At 45.3% G+C, this 21,094-nt stretch carries 17 protein-coding genes and 2 tRNA genes; 9 read left to right on the forward strand and 10 right to left on the reverse strand.

What is annotated here, in order from left to right; translation table 11 throughout:
• Positions 1-102: 102 nt before the first annotated feature.
• A complete protein-coding gene (locus ACYRYG_RS03005) occupies positions 103-1,395 on the forward strand; it encodes a phosphatase PAP2 family protein (protein WP_298671998.1) in 1,293 nt (430 codons plus the stop codon).
• Positions 1,396-1,425: 30 nt separating this feature from the next.
• Here ACYRYG_RS03005 and ACYRYG_RS03010 read toward each other — a convergent pair whose 3' ends face one another.
• Positions 1,426-2,208, reverse strand: a complete 783-nt coding sequence (locus tag ACYRYG_RS03010; protein ID WP_293417231.1) for a TIGR02757 family protein — start codon at positions 2,206-2,208, stop codon at positions 1,426-1,428.
• Between the two features lie 149 nt (positions 2,209-2,357).
• Here ACYRYG_RS03010 and ACYRYG_RS03015 point away from each other — a divergent pair.
• The 3 genes from ACYRYG_RS03015 (at position 2,358) to ACYRYG_RS03025 (ending at position 3,336) form a co-directional block, all read left to right on the forward strand.
• Positions 2,358-2,432 (forward strand) — tRNA-Val (locus ACYRYG_RS03015).
• Positions 2,433-2,438: 6 nt separating this feature from the next.
• Positions 2,439-2,520: transfer RNA gene (locus ACYRYG_RS03020), tRNA-Tyr, on the forward strand.
• A 147-nt stretch (positions 2,521-2,667) separates the two neighbouring features.
• A complete protein-coding gene (locus ACYRYG_RS03025) occupies positions 2,668-3,336 on the forward strand; it encodes an MgtC/SapB family protein (protein WP_293431932.1) in 669 nt (222 codons plus the stop codon).
• A 138-nt stretch (positions 3,337-3,474) separates the two neighbouring features.
• Here the strand turns inward: ACYRYG_RS03025 and panD are convergent, their stop codons facing one another.
• Complete coding sequence (gene panD / locus ACYRYG_RS03030) at positions 3,475-3,819, reverse strand: aspartate 1-decarboxylase (RefSeq protein WP_293417234.1); 345 nt, start codon at positions 3,817-3,819, stop codon at positions 3,475-3,477.
• A gap of 27 nt (positions 3,820-3,846) precedes the next feature.
• Complete coding sequence (gene panC / locus ACYRYG_RS03035) at positions 3,847-4,704, reverse strand: pantoate--beta-alanine ligase (protein WP_293417237.1); 858 nt, start codon at positions 4,702-4,704, stop codon at positions 3,847-3,849.
• A gap of 170 nt (positions 4,705-4,874) precedes the next feature.
• Between panC and ACYRYG_RS03040 the strand changes: the two genes are divergently transcribed.
• The 3 genes from ACYRYG_RS03040 to ACYRYG_RS03050 are packed head-to-tail and all read left to right on the forward strand — an operon-like array spanning position 4,875 to position 7,309.
• Positions 4,875-5,687, forward strand: a complete 813-nt coding sequence (locus tag ACYRYG_RS03040) for a glycogen/starch synthase (RefSeq protein ID WP_293417240.1) — start codon at positions 4,875-4,877, stop codon at positions 5,685-5,687.
• Positions 5,688-5,694: 7 nt separating this feature from the next.
• Complete coding sequence (locus tag ACYRYG_RS03045) at positions 5,695-7,170, forward strand: DUF4270 domain-containing protein (protein ID WP_293417243.1); 1,476 nt, start codon at positions 5,695-5,697, stop codon at positions 7,168-7,170.
• 7 nt (positions 7,171-7,177) lie between these two features.
• Positions 7,178-7,309, forward strand: coding sequence for a dehydrogenase (locus tag ACYRYG_RS03050; protein WP_293417246.1), 132 nt, complete (start codon positions 7,178-7,180; stop codon positions 7,307-7,309).
• A gap of 150 nt (positions 7,310-7,459) precedes the next feature.
• On the opposite strand, the gene ACYRYG_RS03055 is transcribed toward ACYRYG_RS03050, so the two are convergent.
• From ACYRYG_RS03055 to ACYRYG_RS03065, 3 genes are read right to left on the reverse strand one after another with little or no spacing between them, the layout of a single operon-like run.
• A complete protein-coding gene (locus tag ACYRYG_RS03055; protein ID WP_460197578.1) occupies positions 7,460-9,919 on the reverse strand; it encodes an ATP-dependent helicase in 2,460 nt (819 codons plus the stop codon).
• A 40-nt stretch (positions 9,920-9,959) separates the two neighbouring features.
• A complete protein-coding gene (mtgA, locus tag ACYRYG_RS03060) occupies positions 9,960-10,694 on the reverse strand; it encodes a monofunctional biosynthetic peptidoglycan transglycosylase (protein ID WP_460197580.1) in 735 nt (244 codons plus the stop codon).
• Complete coding sequence (locus ACYRYG_RS03065; RefSeq protein ID WP_293417252.1) at positions 10,691-11,368, reverse strand: YiaD family glycine zipper/OmpA-like lipoprotein; 678 nt, start codon at positions 11,366-11,368, stop codon at positions 10,691-10,693. The genes mtgA and ACYRYG_RS03065 overlap by 4 nt, the downstream gene beginning before the upstream one ends.
• 220 nt (positions 11,369-11,588) lie before the next feature.
• On the opposite strand from ACYRYG_RS03065, the gene proS reads away from it, so the two are divergent.
• Together proS and rpsA are read left to right on the forward strand one after the other, a co-directional pair.
• Positions 11,589-13,070, forward strand: coding sequence for a proline--tRNA ligase (gene proS / locus ACYRYG_RS03070; RefSeq protein WP_460197581.1), 1,482 nt, complete (start codon positions 11,589-11,591; stop codon positions 13,068-13,070).
• A 219-nt stretch (positions 13,071-13,289) separates the two neighbouring features.
• Entirely contained in the window at positions 13,290-15,062 is a 1,773-nt protein-coding gene (gene rpsA / locus ACYRYG_RS03075; RefSeq protein ID WP_293417258.1) for a 30S ribosomal protein S1, read from the forward strand.
• Positions 15,063-15,314: 252 nt separating this feature from the next.
• Here the strand turns inward: rpsA and ACYRYG_RS03080 are convergent, their stop codons facing one another.
• The 4 genes from ACYRYG_RS03080 to ACYRYG_RS03095 all read right to left on the reverse strand — a co-directional run bounded on the left by ACYRYG_RS03080 (position 15,315) and on the right by ACYRYG_RS03095 (position 21,009).
• A complete protein-coding gene (locus tag ACYRYG_RS03080; RefSeq protein ID WP_293422901.1) occupies positions 15,315-15,965 on the reverse strand; it encodes an AbgT family transporter in 651 nt (216 codons plus the stop codon).
• Positions 15,955-16,680, reverse strand: coding sequence for a DUF5932 domain-containing protein (locus ACYRYG_RS03085; protein ID WP_293417264.1), 726 nt, complete (start codon positions 16,678-16,680; stop codon positions 15,955-15,957). The genes ACYRYG_RS03080 and ACYRYG_RS03085 overlap by 11 nt, the downstream gene beginning before the upstream one ends.
• The gene (locus tag ACYRYG_RS03090; RefSeq protein WP_293425669.1) at positions 16,656-20,207 is read right to left on the reverse strand and encodes a DUF5112 domain-containing protein; all 3,552 of its coding nucleotides are present in this window, start codon (positions 20,205-20,207) and stop codon (positions 16,656-16,658) included. The genes ACYRYG_RS03085 and ACYRYG_RS03090 overlap by 25 nt, the downstream gene beginning before the upstream one ends.
• 130 nt (positions 20,208-20,337) lie before the next feature.
• Complete coding sequence (locus tag ACYRYG_RS03095; RefSeq protein WP_460197583.1) at positions 20,338-21,009, reverse strand: bifunctional 4-hydroxy-2-oxoglutarate aldolase/2-dehydro-3-deoxy-phosphogluconate aldolase; 672 nt, start codon at positions 21,007-21,009, stop codon at positions 20,338-20,340.
• Between the last annotated feature and the right edge of the window lie 85 nt (positions 21,010-21,094).

Consider the following 21,094-nt stretch of genomic DNA (forward strand, 5'->3'; position numbering starts at 1 on the left):
TTGTTCCTCCATCTTCAGATTTTCACCAAAATTCTTTTGTATGTTTGCCGGACGATAAGAATAATATTAAATCATCTGATTCTATTTATTGCAAAACATAATATGCATCAATTCATCTTTGGTAAGAGAACGATCATACATACGATTGCTGCGGTTATCCTGCTTTGTCCCCAAGCCACAGCCTTAGGGGCAGCAACATCTGTATACTACGGTACAGACAGTACGAGCAGAGACACCTCCAATACGCCCATCCGTTATATCCATCCTAATGTTAGTCGTTTCGTACAATCCCGTTGGTTTCAGTCAACCCATATTGGGATACCGCTCATTATCAGCGGATTGGTTGTCAAGCGACAGGATGATCAATTCAGAAGTCTTAGAAACGACTTTATGCCTCATTTCCATCGCACCGTGGACAACTATACCCAATATGCTCCTGCGGCTATACTGTTAGGGTTAAAGGCAGCAGGAGTTGAAAGTCGCAGTTCGTGGGGGCGGATGCTGATCAGTGATGCTTTCTCCGCTGCAATCATGGGAACAACGGTCAACATCCTGAAGACGACTACACATGTGATGCGTCCGGATGGGTCCGACCGGCATAGTTTTCCTTCCGGCCACACGACCACAGCTTTCATGACGGCCACGATGTTAAGCAAGGAATATGGCTATCTCAGCCCATGGGTCAGTGTTGGAGCCTACAGTATAGCTACTGCCACAGGACTGATGAGAATGGCCAATAATAAGCACTGGTTGAGCGATGTGATCACAGGAGCCGGGATTGGAATACTTTCCTCAGAGTTCGGATACTGGATTGCTGATGAGATCTGCAAGGGCAAAGGTCTCCAGAGGAAATCACAGCCTGACCTTTTTTCAGGTGATGAGTCTTCATCCTTTCTGGGATTATATATGGGATACAATCTCCCTCTCAGCAAATATGACCTGAATGAAAACTTGTCGTTCAAGACCTCCTCTGGAACGACAATAGGCCTTGAAGGAGCGGGATTCATTAACCCATATATCGGTTTTGGAGGAAAAGCGTCGATCTCCAATCTCCGTTTTATTGTCAACGGTAGTGAAGCTCCTGACGACACCTTCGATTTTTATTCTCTTTCCATAGGCCCTTATTTCTCCCTCCCCCTCTCTGAGCGATTATCATTAGGGACAAAATTATTATTGGACCATACTTGGTACACAAATACCCGAATCAGTTCCACCATCATCCCCAGGAACAATGGTTGGGGATTCGGTACCGGACTTTCTGTCAACCGTCAATTTGAAGATCATTTCGGAGCCAGCCTGTTCCTTGATTATGACCTCCGCCCGCCTCATGGTCTTTCCAGCAAGGAATATTTACACATCCTGACTTTAGGGGCACGGGCCTGCATCAGATTTTAAACTCGTTGCAGCACTGTTGGAACTATCCTGCTATCCTGTAATCATTCCTCTGCCGGTTTTGTCATCATGAATGCCATAGCCGAAGAGGGCGAAATCTCCCTTCATCGGATCATCAGGAAACACTTGTTTTAATGCTTTGGTCAAGAGAACAACGGTTGACCAGTTTGCGGTCTTATGATGGATCAGGCCAATATCTCGGGATACCTGCAAGACATGCGTGTCCAGAGGAATAAAAAGGGAACGCTTGTCAATCCTTTCTGACCACAATCCAAGATCCACCGGCGAATGGTCCCTGCACATCCATCTGAGAAACATGCAAAGTCTCTTGCATGTAGAACCATAATGAGGTACAATTCCGGAGATCCCCTGACGGTTGAAATAGTCGCTGATGCTCTTTAAAGCCACTAGTCCACTCTCTGAGGGGCAACCGTTTTTCACCCTTTGCCCTACGAAATCATACAAGCTCCCATATTCCTCATAGAGTCTCTTCAAGGCCCCCAGAAAAGAATACATTGTATGGTTCGTATACAGACGGTAATAACATAAGGAATTATCCGGAATGTCATCAGCATAGTCACCACTGCACAGCCAGTCGTAAGGTTGATAGTGAGAGGCAACCATTATATACCTGATCTTTGGCATGAATTGTTTCCGGGAACCATAACTGAGAGATGAAGCTATAAAAGCCATAACCTCCTGATTTCTTGATCCCGTGACCTGATGCATAAACCAGGAAGGATCTCCTTCCAGGAAATCTTCTGACTCATAGTAATTTGCATATCTGACTAATGCTTGCCTAAGTGATTTCTTCATTTATGTGGGATTCTATTATTCCGCTGCAAATTTAGTCAAAAAGCAGGAAAACCAGTAAGCATAAGCTTTGGAATTCTTAAAAAAACTAAAAAACACAAGACTGGTTTGGAATTTCCGCAAACAAGTCCTACCTTTGCACTCGCAAATCAGGGCGTTTAGCTCAGTTGGTTTAGAGCATCTGCCTTACAAGCAGAGGGTCGGCGGTTCGAATCCGTCAACGCCCACAATCAGGGTAGTTACCAGAGTGGCCAAATGGGGCAGACTGTAAATCTGCTGGCTATGCCTTCGGTGGTTCGAATCCATCACTACCCACCCCGTGAAAATCTCCAATGATCGGATACTCTTCTTTCCTTTTTCCAAAGCGGCCTTTCTTTCAATATATAACAGATCATCTTCAAAGGACATGAAAGGCTTCCGTTTGAGTCATAAATCAAGCATTTTGAGGCAGATAAGACGATGATGACAACTACAGATTTTATTTTCCGGCTGGCAGTGGCAGCTTTACTGGGGGGCAGTATTGGTTTCGAACGAGAATGCAGGGCCAAAGATGCAGGAGTGCGAACACATTTCCTGGTTGCCTTAGGCAGCGCCTTGTTCATGATCCTCTCACAATATGGGTTTAATGACCTGGCAGGGCATTTTCCTCATCTTTCCTACGATCCTTCACGAATAGCTTCACAAGTTGTCACCGGTATAGGCTTTATCGGTGCAGGTACCATCATTTTTCAAAAACATGTGATCAAGGGCCTTACCACTGCCGCCGGCCTATGGGTAACCAGTGCCATCGGTCTTACCTGTGGTTCAGGTATGTATACATTGGCCATTGCTACAACACTTCTTGTACTTATCTGCCTGGAAACTTTAAATTTTATAATCAACCGCTTTGGGTTCCGGAACCTGGCTGTAACCTTTGAAGCACCGGATAAGGCTAGTGCCGGAAGAATATTAAAAAAGATCGAGTCGGCAGGACTGCAATTGAGTTCTTGTCAGATTCATGAAAATCATACTGAAAAGGGGCCCCGCTATCTCGTTACGATGGAACTGAAGATCAAGAGAAGCACTTATCCGTCAAATGTTATCGCTATCTTACAGGAATTCAACGGCGTCAGTTTTGAAGATATAGAATAAAGACTGCCAACAGGAAACTTTCGTCCTGACCTTTTTATTATCCCCGGCATAAAAAATGGAGAGGGAACCTATATGTGCGGGTTCCCTCTCCTATTTATAAAATATCTGATCGTCTTATATCTCGAAGATCATAACCTCTCAGAGGAGATTCCCCTCCTTTGGAAAAACAACCGTCGGCTTGAATGCCCTGGCTTCTTCGAAATCCATAAAGGCAAAACTCATGATAATCACAGTATCATGGACTTGAACCTTCCTGGCGGCCGCACCGTTGAGGCATATACACCCACTCCCCCTCTCTCCTTTTATGATATAGGTCTCGAACCGTTCACCATTGTTATTATCAACGACCTGCACTTTTTCTCCTGCTATCATGTTCGCGGCATCCATGAGATCTTCATCGATGGTTATGCTTCCCATATAATTCAGGTTGGCTTCAGTCACTTTGACACAGTGTATCTTACTTTTTAAAACTTCAATTTCCATAGAGATGAAAGAATAGATGGAGTCCGATTATTTATTTTCCTTATACGAAATATGATCAATGAGGCGGATCGGTTTGCTTCCGCAGTTGACGGCAATACATCCCGAAATATTGGGACAAGCATCCCAGGAGTCCACATCCTGCAAGGTATCACCGTTCACGATGGAAAAATACTCCACGGTCAGGCCTTCTACGGCATTAATATCTTCCACGACCTTGTCATGAGTCTCCTTGACCGTATGCTCTTTCCCAAAATCAATACTGGCTTTCAGAAGTTCATAAATCTTTGGAGCAATTTTGCGTTCGTCAGCTGTAAGTAAAGCATTCCTGCTGCTCATGGCCAGACCGTCTTTCTCCCTGACTACAGGGCAGACCACGATCTGGATTTTCATACCTATATATTTTACAAGGCGTTTGACAACCGCAATCTGCTGCCAATCCTTCTCGCCAAAATAAGCCCTGTCCGGACGGACGATATAGAAAAGACGACTGACCACCTGGCAAACCCCGTTAAAGTGCCCGGGGCGATGAGCCCCTTCCATCACGGTAGTAACCGGTGGAAATTCAAAATGGCGGGGATCAGGCGTTGGATAGATTTCCTCTACAGAAGGGGCAAAACAATAATCAGCCTTACAATCCTCCACCACTTTCTGGTCAGACTCCGGATTACGTGGATAACGCTCCAGGTCACCCTTATCATTAAACTGGGTAGGATTGAGAAATATACTTACTACTGTTACATCATTCTCTTTCACGCTGCGGCGAATAAGAGAGGCATGACCTTCGTGAAGTGCACCCATCGTCGGTACAAGACCGACCGTTTTACCTTCTTTACGAACTAAAAAAAGCTCATTTTGAAGGTCAACAATTTTTTTGAATATTTTCATAACCAAAAACTTTAATTCTATCAGACTGCAAAATAAAACTTTTTTTCTTAAATAAGAAAGAATTATCCTAAAAAATTGCGAATAATCTGTTTCTTTTCCTTGATTTCAATTGTTTTATAATGAATTCTCGACTTTTATTTGTATCTTTGCATTGTTAAAACTCAACTTATATGGCTAAGAAAATACTGTTCATTAACCAGGAGATTGCTCCTTATGTACCAGAAAGTGAAATGTCCATTATGGGAAGAGACTTGCCTCGGAAAATGCAGGAAAATGGCTTTGAAATTCGTACATTTATGCCCAAATGGGGTACAATCAATGAGCGCCGGGGACAGTTACATGAGGTTATCCGTTTGTCAGGAATGAATTTGATTATCAATGATACGGACCATCCTCTCATTATAAAAGTTGCATCTATACCGGTATCCAGAATACAAGTTTATTTTATAGACAATGATGATTATTTCAGCAAACGCCAGATGGAAGCAGACGAAACAGGCGTGGAATATCCCGATAATGGTGAAAGAGCTATCTTCTTTGCACGTGGGGTACTTGAAACCGTCAAAAAACTAAGATGGTCTCCTGATATTGTCATCTGCCAGGGATGGATAGGAGCTGTCGTTCCTTTCTATATCAAAAAGGCATATCATGATGAGCCTTCATTTGCAAACACGAGGGTCGTCAGTCTCCTCTTTGAAAATCAGTTGAAATCCAATTTAGGTGAGAATTTCAAGCGCTGTATTGAATATAAGGGAGCAAAGGCTGAGCTGCTGGATTCCTATAAAAAGAAATTCGATTTTCTTGAACTTGGCAAATTAGCAATCGACTACAGTGATGGTATTATAGAGGCAGGCAGCCATGTCAATCAGGATCTACTGAAAGAAGCTGCTGAAAAAGACAAACCCTTGCTTCAACATCCCAGTGAAGAAGAAGATACACAAGCTTACATCAACTTTTTGAATCAGATCAGTTCCGATAAATAAAATAAAAATGAAACTGAAAATCTTTATTCTGGCAGCCTTGACTGCCGTTACCTTTACAGCATGTACTAATACAACCGATTATATCGGGTCATCGTTGATTAACAATTCAGATGCACTCTTTGTAACCGATTCTAGTTTTCAAACTTACACCCAATCGGTTAAAGCCGGAAGGGTCCTGGCCCGGAACAGCAGTGGCTATGTCGGCAAAGTCAAAGACCCGGAAACAGGTGCATACGTTACGGGAGACTACATGGCTCAGTTCTATGCCCTCCCTAACCCGGGGTTTATACAGAAAGATTCTATCCGGACGATCGCTTCTGACGGCGGAGTAAAACCTTTACATACTTACCTGAACCTTTTCTTTGAGGACTATTACGGTGATTCTCTGGCACCGATGAAATTAAAGGTAGAGGAATTGAGCAAACCTGTCCCGGAAGGGGTCAACTATTATTCTGATTTTGATCCGGAGGCTGAAGGATATGTCAAAAAGGATGGCTTGACTTTAGAAAAAACTTATACCGTAGAAGACAGGACTCTCAGTGACTCTTCCAGGACTGCCAACGATGGCATGAAGGGAATTACCATCTCCCTGGACGGTAAGAAATATGTCCATGATGGAGTAACCTATCCGGATTTCGGAGCTTATATCATGCGTACTTATTACGCGCATCCCGAATATTTCAAGACCTCTAAAACCTTCCTGAATAATGTCTTCCCCGGATTCTATATCAAATATGAGAATGGTTTGGGGGCTATGGCAAAGGTAGAAATCAGCCAGGTTTATATGGAACAGCTGACAGACACGATCGTCTCTGTGTCTCATACCTCAACGGTCAATGGCAGTGATGTGACTACAACGAAAGACTCACTTGAATATGTGACTACCGGAGCTTATCTCTATGGCACGGACGAAGTATTGCAAACCAATAAAATCACAAATGATGAAGGTACACTGGACCGTCTTGTCGCAGACAATTCATGCAGCTATCTGAAGACCCCGGCCGGAATTTTCACAGAAATCACCTTACCTATAAATGAGATCATGACCAAGCATGAAAATGATTCCATCAATAGTGCAAAATTAGTCCTCACACGTATCAATAATACTACGGACAGCAATTTCAAACTGGGGATCCCACAAAGTCTTCTGATCATTCCTGAGGACAGTCTGCAAAGTTTCTTCGAAAAGGATGAACTCATCAACTATAAGAACAGTTTTTCTGCTTCGTTCGACTCTTCTTCTAATACTTATACTTTCAATAATATTTCCGGGTTGATTACGGATATGTATAAGAAGCGGAACTTGAGCTCTGATTATAATAAGGCGATCATTGTTCCTGTGACCATCTCTACGGCTACGCGCAATAACGTAACCTATATTACACGAGTCGTAAATGATATGTCTCTTTCGAGTACCAAACTGGTGGGAGGACCAAATCACCCGGTTAAGATGACCGTCATTTACAGCCGGTTCAATAAATAGGTGTGTTATGGCTGACAATTTCCTGGAACGGCAGCGCCGTGATTATGAAGAGCGTAAGATGATCTGGCTCCGCAAGAAAAAGCATCTGCCTCATAAAAGGCCGCATCACATTGAGAAAGAGAATGAAAATGATCTGTAGTTTCAAGCCATATTCCACCTTTACAGGAAGGTGAGATATGGCTTTTTATGATGTCTCAAAACAAATTTAACTTACAATTTCGTAGGTTGGGTTCCCAAAAAGACTTTAACACACTCCGGCCTTATTCCGTTCTGAAGTCGAACAGGGGAACTATTCTATAATCTTGAATTTAGCAAACTTCAGCAGGAGTTGTTTGGTGCCGGAATTTTTAAATTCGACCGTAGCCTTCGTATTCTCTCCTTTCCCTTCCACTTTTATTACCTTGCCGACGCCAAAACGCTGATGTTCGATCATGTCCCCTTCAGAAACTTCATACACAGAGGATTCTTCTTTTGTCCTGCCCCCATTGACCATCGCCTTGGACACACGACGGAGATTTCCCCCGCTTTCCACCAAGTGTCTCTTGAATGACGCCGATAGAGGGTCTACTGCGTTCTCCGCATGGAGAGGGGCAGTTACCCTGGGCTTTGGATCAGCCCTGAACTGGGAGGCTACAGGATGGCTGTTCTGCATCTTTGAGCCATATCCTGATCCACCATTCCCCCAGTCATGATAACCTGTATAGGGACGATTGGGCTCATATCCTTTCCAGTCCGACCCACTATGAGAAAATGACGGATGGCCACTTTCTGCTGCCTCTGTTTCAACGTCGAGCAGATCAGGGTCAATATCTTGAATGAAACGGCTGGGACCGTCAATGGTCATATTCCCATAACGCCAGCGGTTGCGGGCATAGGTCAAAATACAATGCTTTTCAGCACGGGTGATGGCAACATAAAGCAGGCGACGCTCTTCCTCAAGTTCACGGGGAGAACAGGCAGACAGTGGACTGGGAAAAATATTTTCTTCAAGTCCTACTACAAAAACAGTCGGAAACTCCAGTCCTTTGGCACTGTGTATCGTCATCAGGTTCACCCGGCTGCCTCCATCCTTGTCTTCACTGTCCAGGTCGGTAAGCAAGGATACCTCCTGAAGATAATCGGACAGTCCTGTCCTGGTATCCTGCTCTTCTTCTTTCCGGTCATCTACGAAATCCTTCATTCCACCAACAAACTCCTCCAGATTTTCCTGTCGGGCTACGGCTTCAGGATCAGCTCCCGAGAAAATCTCTGCACTGATACCACTCTCCTGGATCAACTCTGATCCAAGAACATAAGCATCATGGGTAGGACTCTTTTGTATATATTTTGAAATAAAGTTCCGGAAATCATCCAATTTGTTCAGTGTTCCCTTGTTGACAGTAAGTCCGAATCGGACAGGATCATTGATGACACTCCAGAAACTTACCGCATGTTCACGTGCCACCGTGGAGATCTTGCCTACAGTCGTTGCTCCTATTCCACGTGACGGATAATTGATTATCCGTTTGAAGGCTTCCTCATCATCAGGATTGACAACCATACGGAAATAAGCAATGATGTCCTTGATTTCCTTACGCTGGTAAAAACTTAGCCCTCCTACGATATGATAAGGTATCTCCTCCCTCCGCATCTCCTCCTCAAAACTACGGCTTTGGGAATTGGTGCGGTAGAGGATGGCAAAATCACCCCACTCAAGAGTTTCTTTTTCACGGATCCTTTTAATTTCGTGACAGACGATCAACGCCTCTTCCTTGTCACTGTATGCTGGTCTCAGCATCACTTTCTCCCCAGCGGCATTCTTGCTGTACACTTCCTTGGGAATCTGTTTCTCATTATGCTTGATCAGACTGTTGGCTGCCTGGACAATATGCTGTGTGGAACGATAGTTTTGTTCCAGTTTAAAAAGTCGGGCGTCATGGAAATGCTGATTGAAATTCAGGATATTATCAATGTTTGCACCGCGGAAACTATAGATACTCTGAGAATCATCGCCCACGACGCATACATGCTGCTTGTCACGTGTCAACTGCAACAGGATGCACAGTTGGGCATAATTTGTATCCTGATATTCATCCACCAGGACAAAATCAAATCTCGACTCATATTTTCTCCTGATCTCATCATGATCACGGAAAAGCATATAGGTAAGCACCAGAAGATCATCAAAATCCATGGCATTTGCCTTCCGGCACCGCACACAATAGGAAGTATAGATGTCGGAAAGCGCAGGGATATGAGAACGCTGGGCTTCTGCCATAGCTTCCCTGTCCCGGGCATAGGCTTCCGGCAAAAGGAGACGGTTCTTGGCCATGGATATATGATGGTGGACGACAGCCGGTTTATAGATCTTGTCATCAAGACCCTTTTCCTTGACGATAGCCTTGATCAATGACCGGGAATCCGCTTCATCATAGATCGTATAGGCGGAAGTATAACCTATGGCACGAGCCTCAATACGGAGAATACGTGAAAAGATGGAATGGAAAGTGCCCATGCACAACTGGTCTGCCTCCTTCCGGCCCACGATCCGGCCGATGCGCTCTTTCATCTCCTTGGCTGCTTTGTTGGTGAACGTCAAAGCCAGTATAGACCAGGGCCGATAGCCCTGGTGGAGAAGATAAGCTATTTTATATGTTAATACGCGGGTCTTTCCCGAACCGGCTCCGGCGATCACAAGGGAGGGGCCGTCAATGTATCTTACCGCGGCACTCTGTGAAGGATTAAGATCTCCTGATAAGTTCTCTTTCATCATTTTTCAGTTCGTACTTACTGTTTTCTCAGCATTCATATCACCTGGGAGTATACCTGCCCACCATAGATCGGGGGTTCACATCCTCTCCTTCGCGTGGAAAAGCAGGGATAAAACGCATCTCATGCTCAATCTGAAACTGCCTTTTCTTCACGTATTCACTCGGATGAGCGCTGTTGAACTTGATGGGATTAGGCAATGTGGCTGCAATCAATGCACATTCGTCACGGAACAGATTAACTGCCTTTTTATTAAAATGGTATTCTGCTACGGCATCAGCCCCGTATATTCCATCCCCCATCTCAATGCTGTTCAGATAAACTTCCATAATACGATGCTTTCCCCACAACAGTTCTATGAGAAAAGTAAAATAGGTCTCGAATCCTTTACGGATCCAGGAACGTCCCGGCCACAGGAACACATTCTTTGCGGTCTGCTGGCTGATCGTGCTGCCGCCATGTACTCTCCCACCATCCATATCGTGCAAAGCTGCGTTCTTGATGGCACCAAAATCAAAGCCATGATGCTTCAAGAACCGCTGGTCCTCACTGGCCATGACCGCTACAGGCATGTGCGGGGAAATTTTATCAAGGGATACCCAGTGATGATGAAGGGTGACAGATTCTCCTCTGTTGACTTGTTGGAAACAGCGTATGACCATCAGAGGGGTGATATAAACGGGTAAGAAGCGATAGGCTATTACAACAAGAATGGTGGAACTGAAAAACAGCACCACCATCCATCTGAATACTTTTCGTATCTTTGACACTATCATTTCAGAGAACCATTATTTGCTTCATCCACCATTTCCTTACTTGCATATAGATAAACTTCTACACGACGATTTTGTGGGGCAACGGTCTTATTGACAATCGGATTCTGGCTGCCATAGCCTGCCACATTCTTGAACTGGCTGGAAGGAACCCCTCTGCTGACAAGATAGTTGGATACAGCTTTCGCACGGGAATCACTCAACGGTAAATTAATCCGGTCTCCACCTGTAGCATCTGTATATCCTTGTATGTCTACGGAAAGAGTCGGATCCTTCTTCAATACGTTGGCAAAGTTGGCCAGATCATTCTGAGCATCAGACTTTAGTGTCGCTTTGTTAATGTCAAACTGCAAGCCACTGTCAAAAGTTACTTTAACAGCCTTTAGGCCATTGGCATCCGTCACTTCATCCACTTTGGCATTTGATACTTGCTGGCTGACCGCTGCTTTCACCTTATCCATGTGATTACCGATCAGCGCTCCTGTTCCGGCACCGATGGCACCGCCTAAGGCTGCACCTATCGCCGCTCCTTTTCCATGACCGGCAATGGCCCCGATAAGAGCTCCTACACCGGCGCCGGCGCCTGTACCGATAAGCGCACCATTCCCCCGGTTCGTACTGCAACTGACCATCACTAAAAGAGTTGCTCCCGCAACAGCTAATTTCATATTCTTCATAACCTTATATCTTAATTTGTTCTTGATTTACTTGATTCCATATTGCAAAGATACTCTTTTTTCTGCATTCCCCTATAAGAATCAACTTTTTTTTGTACTTTTGCCCAAAATTAAAGATTTCCAGGAATCATTCATAGAAGGAAACGCCTGTACACAGGAAGTATCCCCTCTGGTGCCTTCGGTCTGATTATCCTCTGAAAACAAAAGAACACATATAATTATGGGAAAAGAACTGAAAGAACTTACGAAAAGAGCTGACAATTACAGCCAATGGTACAATGACCTGGTAGCCAAGGCGGGGCTGGCAGAGCAAGCTCCGGTCAGGGGCTGTATGATCATCAAACCTTACGGTTATGCTATCTGGGAAAAGATACAGCAACAACTTGATAAGATGTTTAAGAAAACGGGCGCCCAAAATGCTTATTTCCCACTATTGATCCCGATGAGTTACTTTTCGCGTGAAGCAGAACATGTCAAGGGTTTTGCAAAGGAAAGTGCGGTCGTCACCCACTACCGGCTGAAAGCCAGCGAAGACGGAAAGGGTGTTATCGTTGACCCGGATGCCCAACTTGACGAACCGCTGATCATCCGTCCGACTTCAGAGACAATCATCTGGCATACCTATAAGAATTGGATCCATTCTTATCGTGACCTGCCTGTCATGTGTAACCAATGGTGCAATGTCATGCGCTGGGAAATGCGGACACGTCCTTTCCTGAGAACTTCTGAATTCCTCTGGCAGGAGGGACACACGGCTCATGCTACGGCAAAAGAGGCTGAACAAGAGGCTCAGCGGATGCTGCATGTCTATGCTGACTTTGCCGAACAATGGATGGCCATGCCTGTACTCCAGGGGGTAAAAAGTCCTGCAGAGCGTTTCGGAGGCGCCGAAAACACCTATACGATTGAAGCGATGATGCAGGATGGAAAAGCACTGCAAAGTGGGACAAGTCATTTCCTGGGACAGAACTTCGCAAAAAGTTTCGATGTCACCTTCCTGGATAAGGAGAATAAACCGCAATACGTCTGGGCTACTTCATGGGGAGTATCCACCCGACTCATAGGGGGACTAATTATGGTTCACTCCGATGATAATGGTCTGGTCCTTCCTCCCAAACTGGCTCCGATACAAGTTGTCATTGTCCCTATCGCAAACAATGCTGACCAACTGGCCCCCATTACTGCAAAATTGCAACCTGTGATCGAACAACTTGAAGAATCAGGGATCAGCGTCAAATATGACGATGCTGACAATAAACGTCCGGGATTCAAATTTGCTGATTATGAACTCAAGGGAGTGCCTGTCCGACTGGTAATGGGGAACAGGGACTTGAAAAACGGTACGATTGAAATCATGCGCCGTGACACTCTCGAAAAGGAAAGTGTTCCTTTTGAGGGCATCGTGAACCGCGTACAGACGCTGCTTGAGGACATTCAGAAAAACATCTTCGATAAGGCTCTGAAATTCCGGGATGCCCACATCTATGAATGTGACAACTATGATGAATTCAAGGAACGGATAAAGGATGGTGGCTTCTTCCTCTGCCATTGGGACGGCACTGCTGAGACAGAAGCCCAACTCAAAGAGGATACACAGGCAACCATCCGTTGTATTCCGTTCGCCTTCCCTCCCACTCCGGGTAAAGACATGATCAGTGGAAAACCTGCCACCCAAAGGGTCATTGTTGCACGTGCTTACTGATCATATATCAATCACTCACGGATGCTGAAAAGCAACTTTTTGCAAGAATCAGAATTTCCGGAAAGAGATAGTTAAAGATGTTTAAAAGGCAAGATAAGTGTCTATGAATCAGAACTCATCTTGCCTTTTTTATGTACCTTTGCAGCCGATGTGGACGAAGAGTGTTCACATGTAAACATAAAGTCTTACTTTATTCATTATTAATTTTTTAATTTTTTTATGTCAGATTTAAAGAACGTACAACCATTGGCAGACTTCGATTGGGACGAATTTGAAAATGGTTCGAGTGCGAAAGCCAACAAACAAGACCTCGAGAAGGCTTACAACGACACACTGAACAAGATCCAGGAGCATCAGGTAGTAGAGGGTACTGTTATCGCCATGGACAAAAAGGAAGTTGTCGTAAACATCGGCTACAAAAGTGATGGCATTATCCCTGCTTCAGAATTTCGTTATAACCCGGATCTGAAGGTAGGTGACAAAGTAGAGGTTTACGTTGAAAACCAAGAGGACAAAAAAGGCCAACTTGTCCTTTCTCACAAAAAAGCCCGCCTGGCAAAAAGCTGGGAAAAGATCAATGAGGCTTATGAGAAAGAAGAAGTCATCCAGGGTTATATCGAGAGCCGTACCAAAGGTGGCATGATCGTTGACATCTATGGCATTGAAGCTTTCCTGCCCGGTAGCCAGATTGACGTTCATCCTATACGTGACTACGACGTTTTCGTAGGCAAGACTATGGAATTTAAAGTTCTGAAGATCAACCAGGAATACCGTAATGTAGTGGTTTCCCACAAGGCTTTGATCGAAGCAGAACTGGAGGCCCAACGCAAAGAGATCATCTCACATCTGGAGAAGGGACAGATCCTGGAGGGTACTGTCAAGAATATCACTTCTTACGGTGCTTTCGTTGACCTCGGTGGTGTTGACGGACTGATTCATATTACAGACCTCTCTTGGGGTCGTGTCAGTGATCCACACGAAATCGTCAGCCTCGACCAGAAGATCAAGGTGGTTATCCTTGACTTCGATGAAGAGAAAAAGCGTATCGCACTGGGTCTGAAACAACTTACTCCACATCCTTGGGATGCCCTTGATCCTAACCTGAAAGTCGGTGATCATGTTCATGGCAAGGTGGTTGTAATGGCCGATTATGGTGCTTTCGTCGAAATTGCTCCCGGTGTTGAGGGACTGATCCATGTCAGTGAGATGTCATGGAGCCAGCACCTGCGTTCCGCTCAGGAATTCCTGAAAGTGGGCGATGAGGTTGAAGCTGTCATCCTGACTCTCGACCGGCAGGAACGGAAGATGAGCTTGGGCATCAAGCAGCTCACTGAGGATCCATGGGAAACGATTGAAGTGAAATATCCTGTAGGCAGCAAGCATACCGCTAAAGTTCGTAACTTTACTAATTTTGGTATTTTCGTCGAACTTGAAGAGGGTGTTGACGGCTTGATCCATATCAGTGATCTTTCCTGGACGAAGAAAATCAAACATCCATCTGAGTTCACTACTGTTGGCGCAGACATCGACGTAGTCGTGCTGGATATTGATAAAGAGAATCGCCGGTTGAGCCTTGGACACAAGCAACTTGAACCCAATCCTTGGGATACCTATGAGACTATTTATACTCCAGGATCAATCCATAAAGGCAAGATCACACAACTAATGGACAAGGGTGCCGTAATCACTCTGAATGAAGGTGGTGAAGGTTTCGCTACTCCGAAACATCTTGTAAAGCAGGATGGAAGTAAGGCCAAGGTTGGTGATGAACTTGATTTCATGGTTCTTGATTTTGTGAAAGAGACCAAGCGTATCATCCTTTCTCACTCCCGTACATTCGAGGATGTCAAAGATGATTACAAACCAGCCGCTCACAAGCACAGCACCAAGAAACCTGAAGCTGCACAAATCAATAACGTGGCAGCAGGTACTACCTTGGGTGATATTGATGCTCTTGCCAAACTTAAAGAGCAAATGGAGAATGACAAATAAGTTTCTGACCTGTCGAAACAAGTCTCAAACTTTCTGGTAAATATTAAAAGGTGTATTGCTTAAGGGCAGTACACCTTTTTTAGTCTCTTGCCTGTCCCCGTCGTTCCAGAGAATAGAGATGAGTACGTTTTGATTTCATCCCATAAGATCAGGACTATTCTGAAGGCCAAAGAGGATTACACCGGCCAGCGGAATTGGCACTTTAACCATGAAAAAGGGGGAATGCAAGCGCAGGTTCAAGGTCCATCCTTTTTAAAACACAAAAAGGAAAGAATAATAGAGTTGGACTACGACTATATAGATAACAATTAAAGGTGACGCCTTACAGATTCCCACTGTGATACAATCAAAAATATCCGCAAAATTCTGAAAGCGCCCACTGATACACCCATAGGTGATTCCCATACCAATCAGCGTCAAACTGATTACCGGGATAAGTCCGGAAAAAAAAGGACCGGGATAAAGATGGCCCGTGATGTTCAACAGGACAGCATGAGGAATGACTGTAAGGAGTGCCATGACGATCAAGACGACAGAAAACTCAAAAAGGACGAACCTAAAGGCGATCCGCTTCCTGTATTCCGTCCTATTCAAATGAAAAACCTGACGGGAAGCGAAAAAGGAATAAAGGCCACTGCTCTTTATGGCACCCCATGCAATGCCCAGCAGTAATAACCACACTAAAAGAGGCTGGCTTAAATTCTTTATGTTCTTCCCTATAAACCATCTGATCCCCTCGCTGCTTAACAAGGAACGAATAGAACTTTCAGGGTCGGCCGCCGTGAGCAGCCAGGACAAGAGGATGACAACCACCTGGATCATCATCAGGATAAAGATCAGCCATCCTATTCTGTTCTTCCACCGCTTAGACAGTTCTTTCGTTTGAAACAGATCATTCTTCATCTGGATGCAAGTCATCAAGGTCTATAATTCTCAATTGCAGAGCACGGACCACCAAGCGCGTAGCATTCACATTGATCCCCCCATTCCCGTTGGGAAAGAGTTTCTGTACCAACTCATTCTGCCGTTTCTCCAGACTCTTTACCCCGAAAGGCATCCCCCGGAGGTTGGTAATCTGTTCCTTTGTATAACCCAGAGCCAGATGTCTCAGGAAACGCTCATCATATTCATCTATTTCATAATTTACCAATGCCTCCTGACGCATGACTTTCTGATTGACGCTCTTCTTAAAACGGTCGACGATCTTTTCCAGTATGGGTTGGTTGAATACTAATTTCTTACCTGACATGCAAGAGGCCACATCACTCCTGGTCAGCAACTCGCCACTTTTAAGAATGATCCCGTCACATCCGGCATCCAGCACATCCACCCATAATTTTTCATTGAGAATCTCCCCGGTAAAGATAAGGACCTTCACCTGAGGGTACATCTCTTTCGTCTGCCTGCAGATCTCAACACCAACAGTCGTACTGCCGCCTAATCCAAGATCAAGCAAGATCAGATCAGGTAACTGCTGTTTGAGGAGCTTCCAATAGGCAGGTTCACTGTCTGCAGTGCCAATGATTTGTGCTTCAGGGATGTCATTATGAAAGATCCCTTCCGTGCCTCTGAGTTCGAGAGGCACATCTTCTACTATGACCACTTTAAATTTATCCATATTTTTTTAGGTAAAACCATTTCAATGATGATCCCGGCGACGTTCTGACCGGGTACAGCCTCAATGCCACAACCTCTGAGATTAGTCAGATCTCCCACTTCTCTTACGATCTGCTTGCAGAGGAGGAAATCAAGATCCTTTGTCAATGGAGTAAAAAGTTGCCGGCATTCTACTCCGGTAAGATCCATTTTTGGCAAGGGGATATGAATAAGGACATAGGCTTCCCCCTTGTCATGGATTTCCGGTATGATTTTCTTCAACCCGCTTTTCTTTTGGAGGATTTCAAAAAGATAGTTCAGGAGGTCCGGGTCCAGTCTGATCTGACCGGTAATCTGCCTGAGCGCCTGTGCCGAGAGAAGGGAATAAAGTTCTTTATAATAACCGGCAAGTTCACTGATCACTTCGAGATGATGGTCCGAGCCATCAATGAGTTGCTTGATACGTGACGGATAATACATGGTCTCATGCTTAAGCGTGCTGAGACAGTTATCTAGTACTGCGTTGGAGACATGTAAGCGGGCATCTTCGTAACGAGCCTTTGAAAGTTCGTCCTGAGCCAGTTCTATGCTCACCTGATGATCATGATAGATTGACATACTCTTCCGCAGGGCTGCGCAGATCTGCTCCACCACCTGATCCAATTGGTCGATGACCTCTCTGGAATGGAATCCAAAAGCATGGAATTGTATTTCTCTCTTCATCCGTTGATCCCAGAGCCGGTCAATATCTGAGAGTTTTTCCTGATCCGGCAGATCACTCAACAAGATCTGGTTAATACCTCTGATCCTTTCTATGCAGAACCGATAGAACACCCGGTGACGGTAATACAGGAAATAATAAGCGGGGAAGATCGAAAGCAGCAGCAACAGTAACAGGATGATTGCTACGGTCTTGGAATTTTCCGATTTCTGCATTGTCTGGACATAATCATCGAGTGACTGATCAGAAGAAACCTCACGGAAGAGTTGGGTATACACCGAATTGTTATAAGTGTATCGAGCCCAGTCATGCAAGGCCAGACAAGCAATGGCACTCTCATTCCTCACATCGAGGATCACGATATAATTCATATCCAGATTATCATGGAACCACTGTATCTCCGGAGGTGTCTGCTCACTCCCTATCGCCTTCATCAATATTTTCCCATGAGGGACCAGTTGGCGGTAGACGGCATTCAGATAGTAGCGGGTACTGTCCGCAAAAGCCAGAGCCCGGTGATAATGCCCATAGATATTTGAGAAATAGACGCTATCCGCAAACTGGGAGGCTTTATGCGAGAACAAGACCTTCAAGCCATAAGGAGAACTATGCGTAACGGCTTTTTCAGAAAGGGCCGCAAGTTTACGATTCGAAGGCAACGTCTTTTCATGAGCATGAAGGATTCCCGTACAGAGGGTAAAAAAGAGGATCAGCGGCAGCAGCAGCATTCTCAGGTGTACCGCCCCTTTGGGTAACCGGAAGGAGAAACAGGACCCCTTTCCCAGTTCGCTCTGAGCAGAAATGCTGCACACGCGGAACAGGCTGCTCGTTTTCTTATATTTCTCAATAATCCCCTTACAGTTCAGTAGTCCGAATCCATGGCTGTATTTCTTTTCTACATTCGGTACCGGCTGCTCGTCACTGATGATTGCCTTATGGTCAAAGATATGTTCTACCTGTTCCGGAGTCATCCCTTTGCCCGTATCAGAGACACAAATTTCCACATAGTCAGCGCTTTCATGGGCAGATATGGTCACCCTTCCTCCCTTCTGGACGAATCTCCGGGCGTTGTCTGCCATCGTATTGATCATAAACAGGGTCAGCGTCCGGTCGGCCTTGACTATGGCCTCTGTTTTCTCTACCGTAAAAATGATACCCCGTATCTGGAAAGCCATACTCCCCTTCCGCACAATATCGAATACGGATTCAACAGGGAAACTCTCGATATGCAAACTCAACTGTCCCTGGCGGAGCTGTATCCAATGTGTGAGGACCGCATTGTCCTGATTGATCTGATTCGTGAGTTCACCGATATACTGATAACGAGACTTCCGCGTCTCCTGACTGCCTGTCCCCGCCTGGAGGCGGTGCAGTTCATTGATGATCTGGTCAATAAAGGGTGTGATGCTGATGACCAGTTGGACTTTAGCCCGCTGCTCAAGATACTTCTGTTTGTTTTTCAGAATATGTTCCTGCGTGATCAATGTATCCTCATGGATCTCTTCATACCTGTCATTCAAGCCATCCATGCACTGGTCATTCTTTACCTTCCATTGCCGTAGAGGCTGGAGCAATTCATCAATAGAATTTTCCTTATCGCTTTTCCTCCTCAAACGGTCAAACACAAAAAGAAGAACGATGAAGAAGGTGATCATTAAGATAACGGCCACGATCATCGTATTCAACTGGGCCGCATTCTCATTCAATTCTGCCGCCCTGGCTTCCATGAGACGGTCCTGCCGCGTTTGTTCCTGCAAATCGAGATAGATGTTCCGGTTATAATCGCTGGCCTGTTTGTCATTGACGGCAGAATATGCCATGCTCAACTGTTCCCTGATTGAGGCTACAAGATCTGGTGCCTGTTCTATTCTCCTGTTGCGTAAGGCCCGGTTCAGACAGATCAAGGCAGAACGATAATCGCCTATTGCCCAGTAATTACGCCCCAGGGTACGATAAGCCCCGGCGATTTGATACACATCACCATAGCGGATAAAAAGGTTCAGTGAGCGTTGTGCCAGATTCCCTGCCAGGAGTTGATAAGGCATGTTATCTACATTCAGCAGTTCTATTGCCGGCAAATTATTGTGAATCAGGAAGTCACGGATTTTCGGCGACTGCATGTGTTCACTGATCGCCTCCAGGGAGTTTGCCACCCAGTAAGGACTACGGAAGACATTAGCAAAATAAAAGCAACGCACCAGATAATCAAATTCCGTCTGGGCGATCTGTTCCGGTGTTCCATGGGTGATGACTCCTCCCTCACCGATATTATAAAGATAATTGAGATATTGCGCCGTATCTTCCTCACATTCATTTGCATGGATATGTCCCAAAGCATTCGTGAACAGACGCCTTTGTCCGGTATAATAGTAGTATGTGGCGCTGACGATATTGAATTCTGAACGGGCATAAATGATCCTCAACCGTTCCCGTTCTGGCAAGTCCGTACTGCTTTCATCAATTCTGTGAAGACAGTTTACGGCCCTTTCCCGCCAGTCATAGAAATTCTTGTTCTGCGACTGCCGCTGGCATAAGCGCATCTGCTGGACATAAGCGACGAGCAATTCTATCTGATTGTCACTGGCGGAGATCGCCTCATCAAGCAGTCTTTTTGCCTGACGGTAATTCATCTTCACCAGACTGACGAAGGCAAGATTATTAAGTGCCTCGGCCTTTCCCGCATCATAGTCAGAAGAAAGTTCCAGGGCCCTTGCGGCAAGTACTCTCGTAGAGTCTATATTCCGATAATGAAAGGAATAAGCCTTCGCATTCAACTCGTCTACCTCTTTCTGGTGAGAAGGTGTACATGCTGAAACTAAAAGAACCAATAACAGGAAAAAAAAGGTTCTTACGAGTCGTATAATTTCTTGAACGTTCTTCAATAGGTGAAAGAACAGGGACAGGGTCACACGCTGCCTGTCCCTGAAAACAAATAAATTTTATGAATGATCCTTACCATCAGGAGCGGGCCTGACGGATATATTCTAAAGCACGGACGCATCTTTCCGTAACCGCTTTCCAGTTACCCGCTGACACCTCCTCTTTAGGAAAGAGTTTGGACCCCATTCCTACACAGAAGACCCCCGCCTTGATCCATGCCGTAAGGTTTTCCCGGTCTGGAGCGACAGCCCCTGTCACCATGATCTGGCTCCAGCGAAGAGGACCGAGGATGTTCTTCACGAATGACGGTCCGCCGACATTCCTTGCCGGGAAGACCTTTGTCACGTCACATCCTAACGACTGGGCTTCAGACACTTCAGAGACAGAACCGCAGCCCGGTGTATAAGGAACCAGACGACGGTTGCAAACAGGAGCGATAGCCGGATTCAGATTAGGTCCGACGATGAAGTTAGCTCCAAGTTGCATATAAAGTGCAGCTGTAGGAGCATCTATTACCGTACCGGCGCCCAGGATCATTTCCGGACACTCGGAGGCAGCCCATTTTACCAATTCTCCGAAGATTTCATGTGCGAAGTCACCACGGTTAGTAAATTCAAACACCCTTACGCCACCCTCGTAACATGCTTTGATCACCTGTTTACAAATCTCCAGGTCACTATTGAAGAACACGGGTACCATCCCCGTCTTCCCCATTGCGTTTAACACTTGTATTTTATTGAATCTTGCCATAATTTTCTGTCTTACTTGATTGATTGACAGGAAAAGACTGTCCTTTCATAAAATGACAGCCCCCTGCCGGTTACTGTCAGCCACA

The sequence above is a fragment of the Segatella asaccharophila genome (assembly GCF_054687055.1).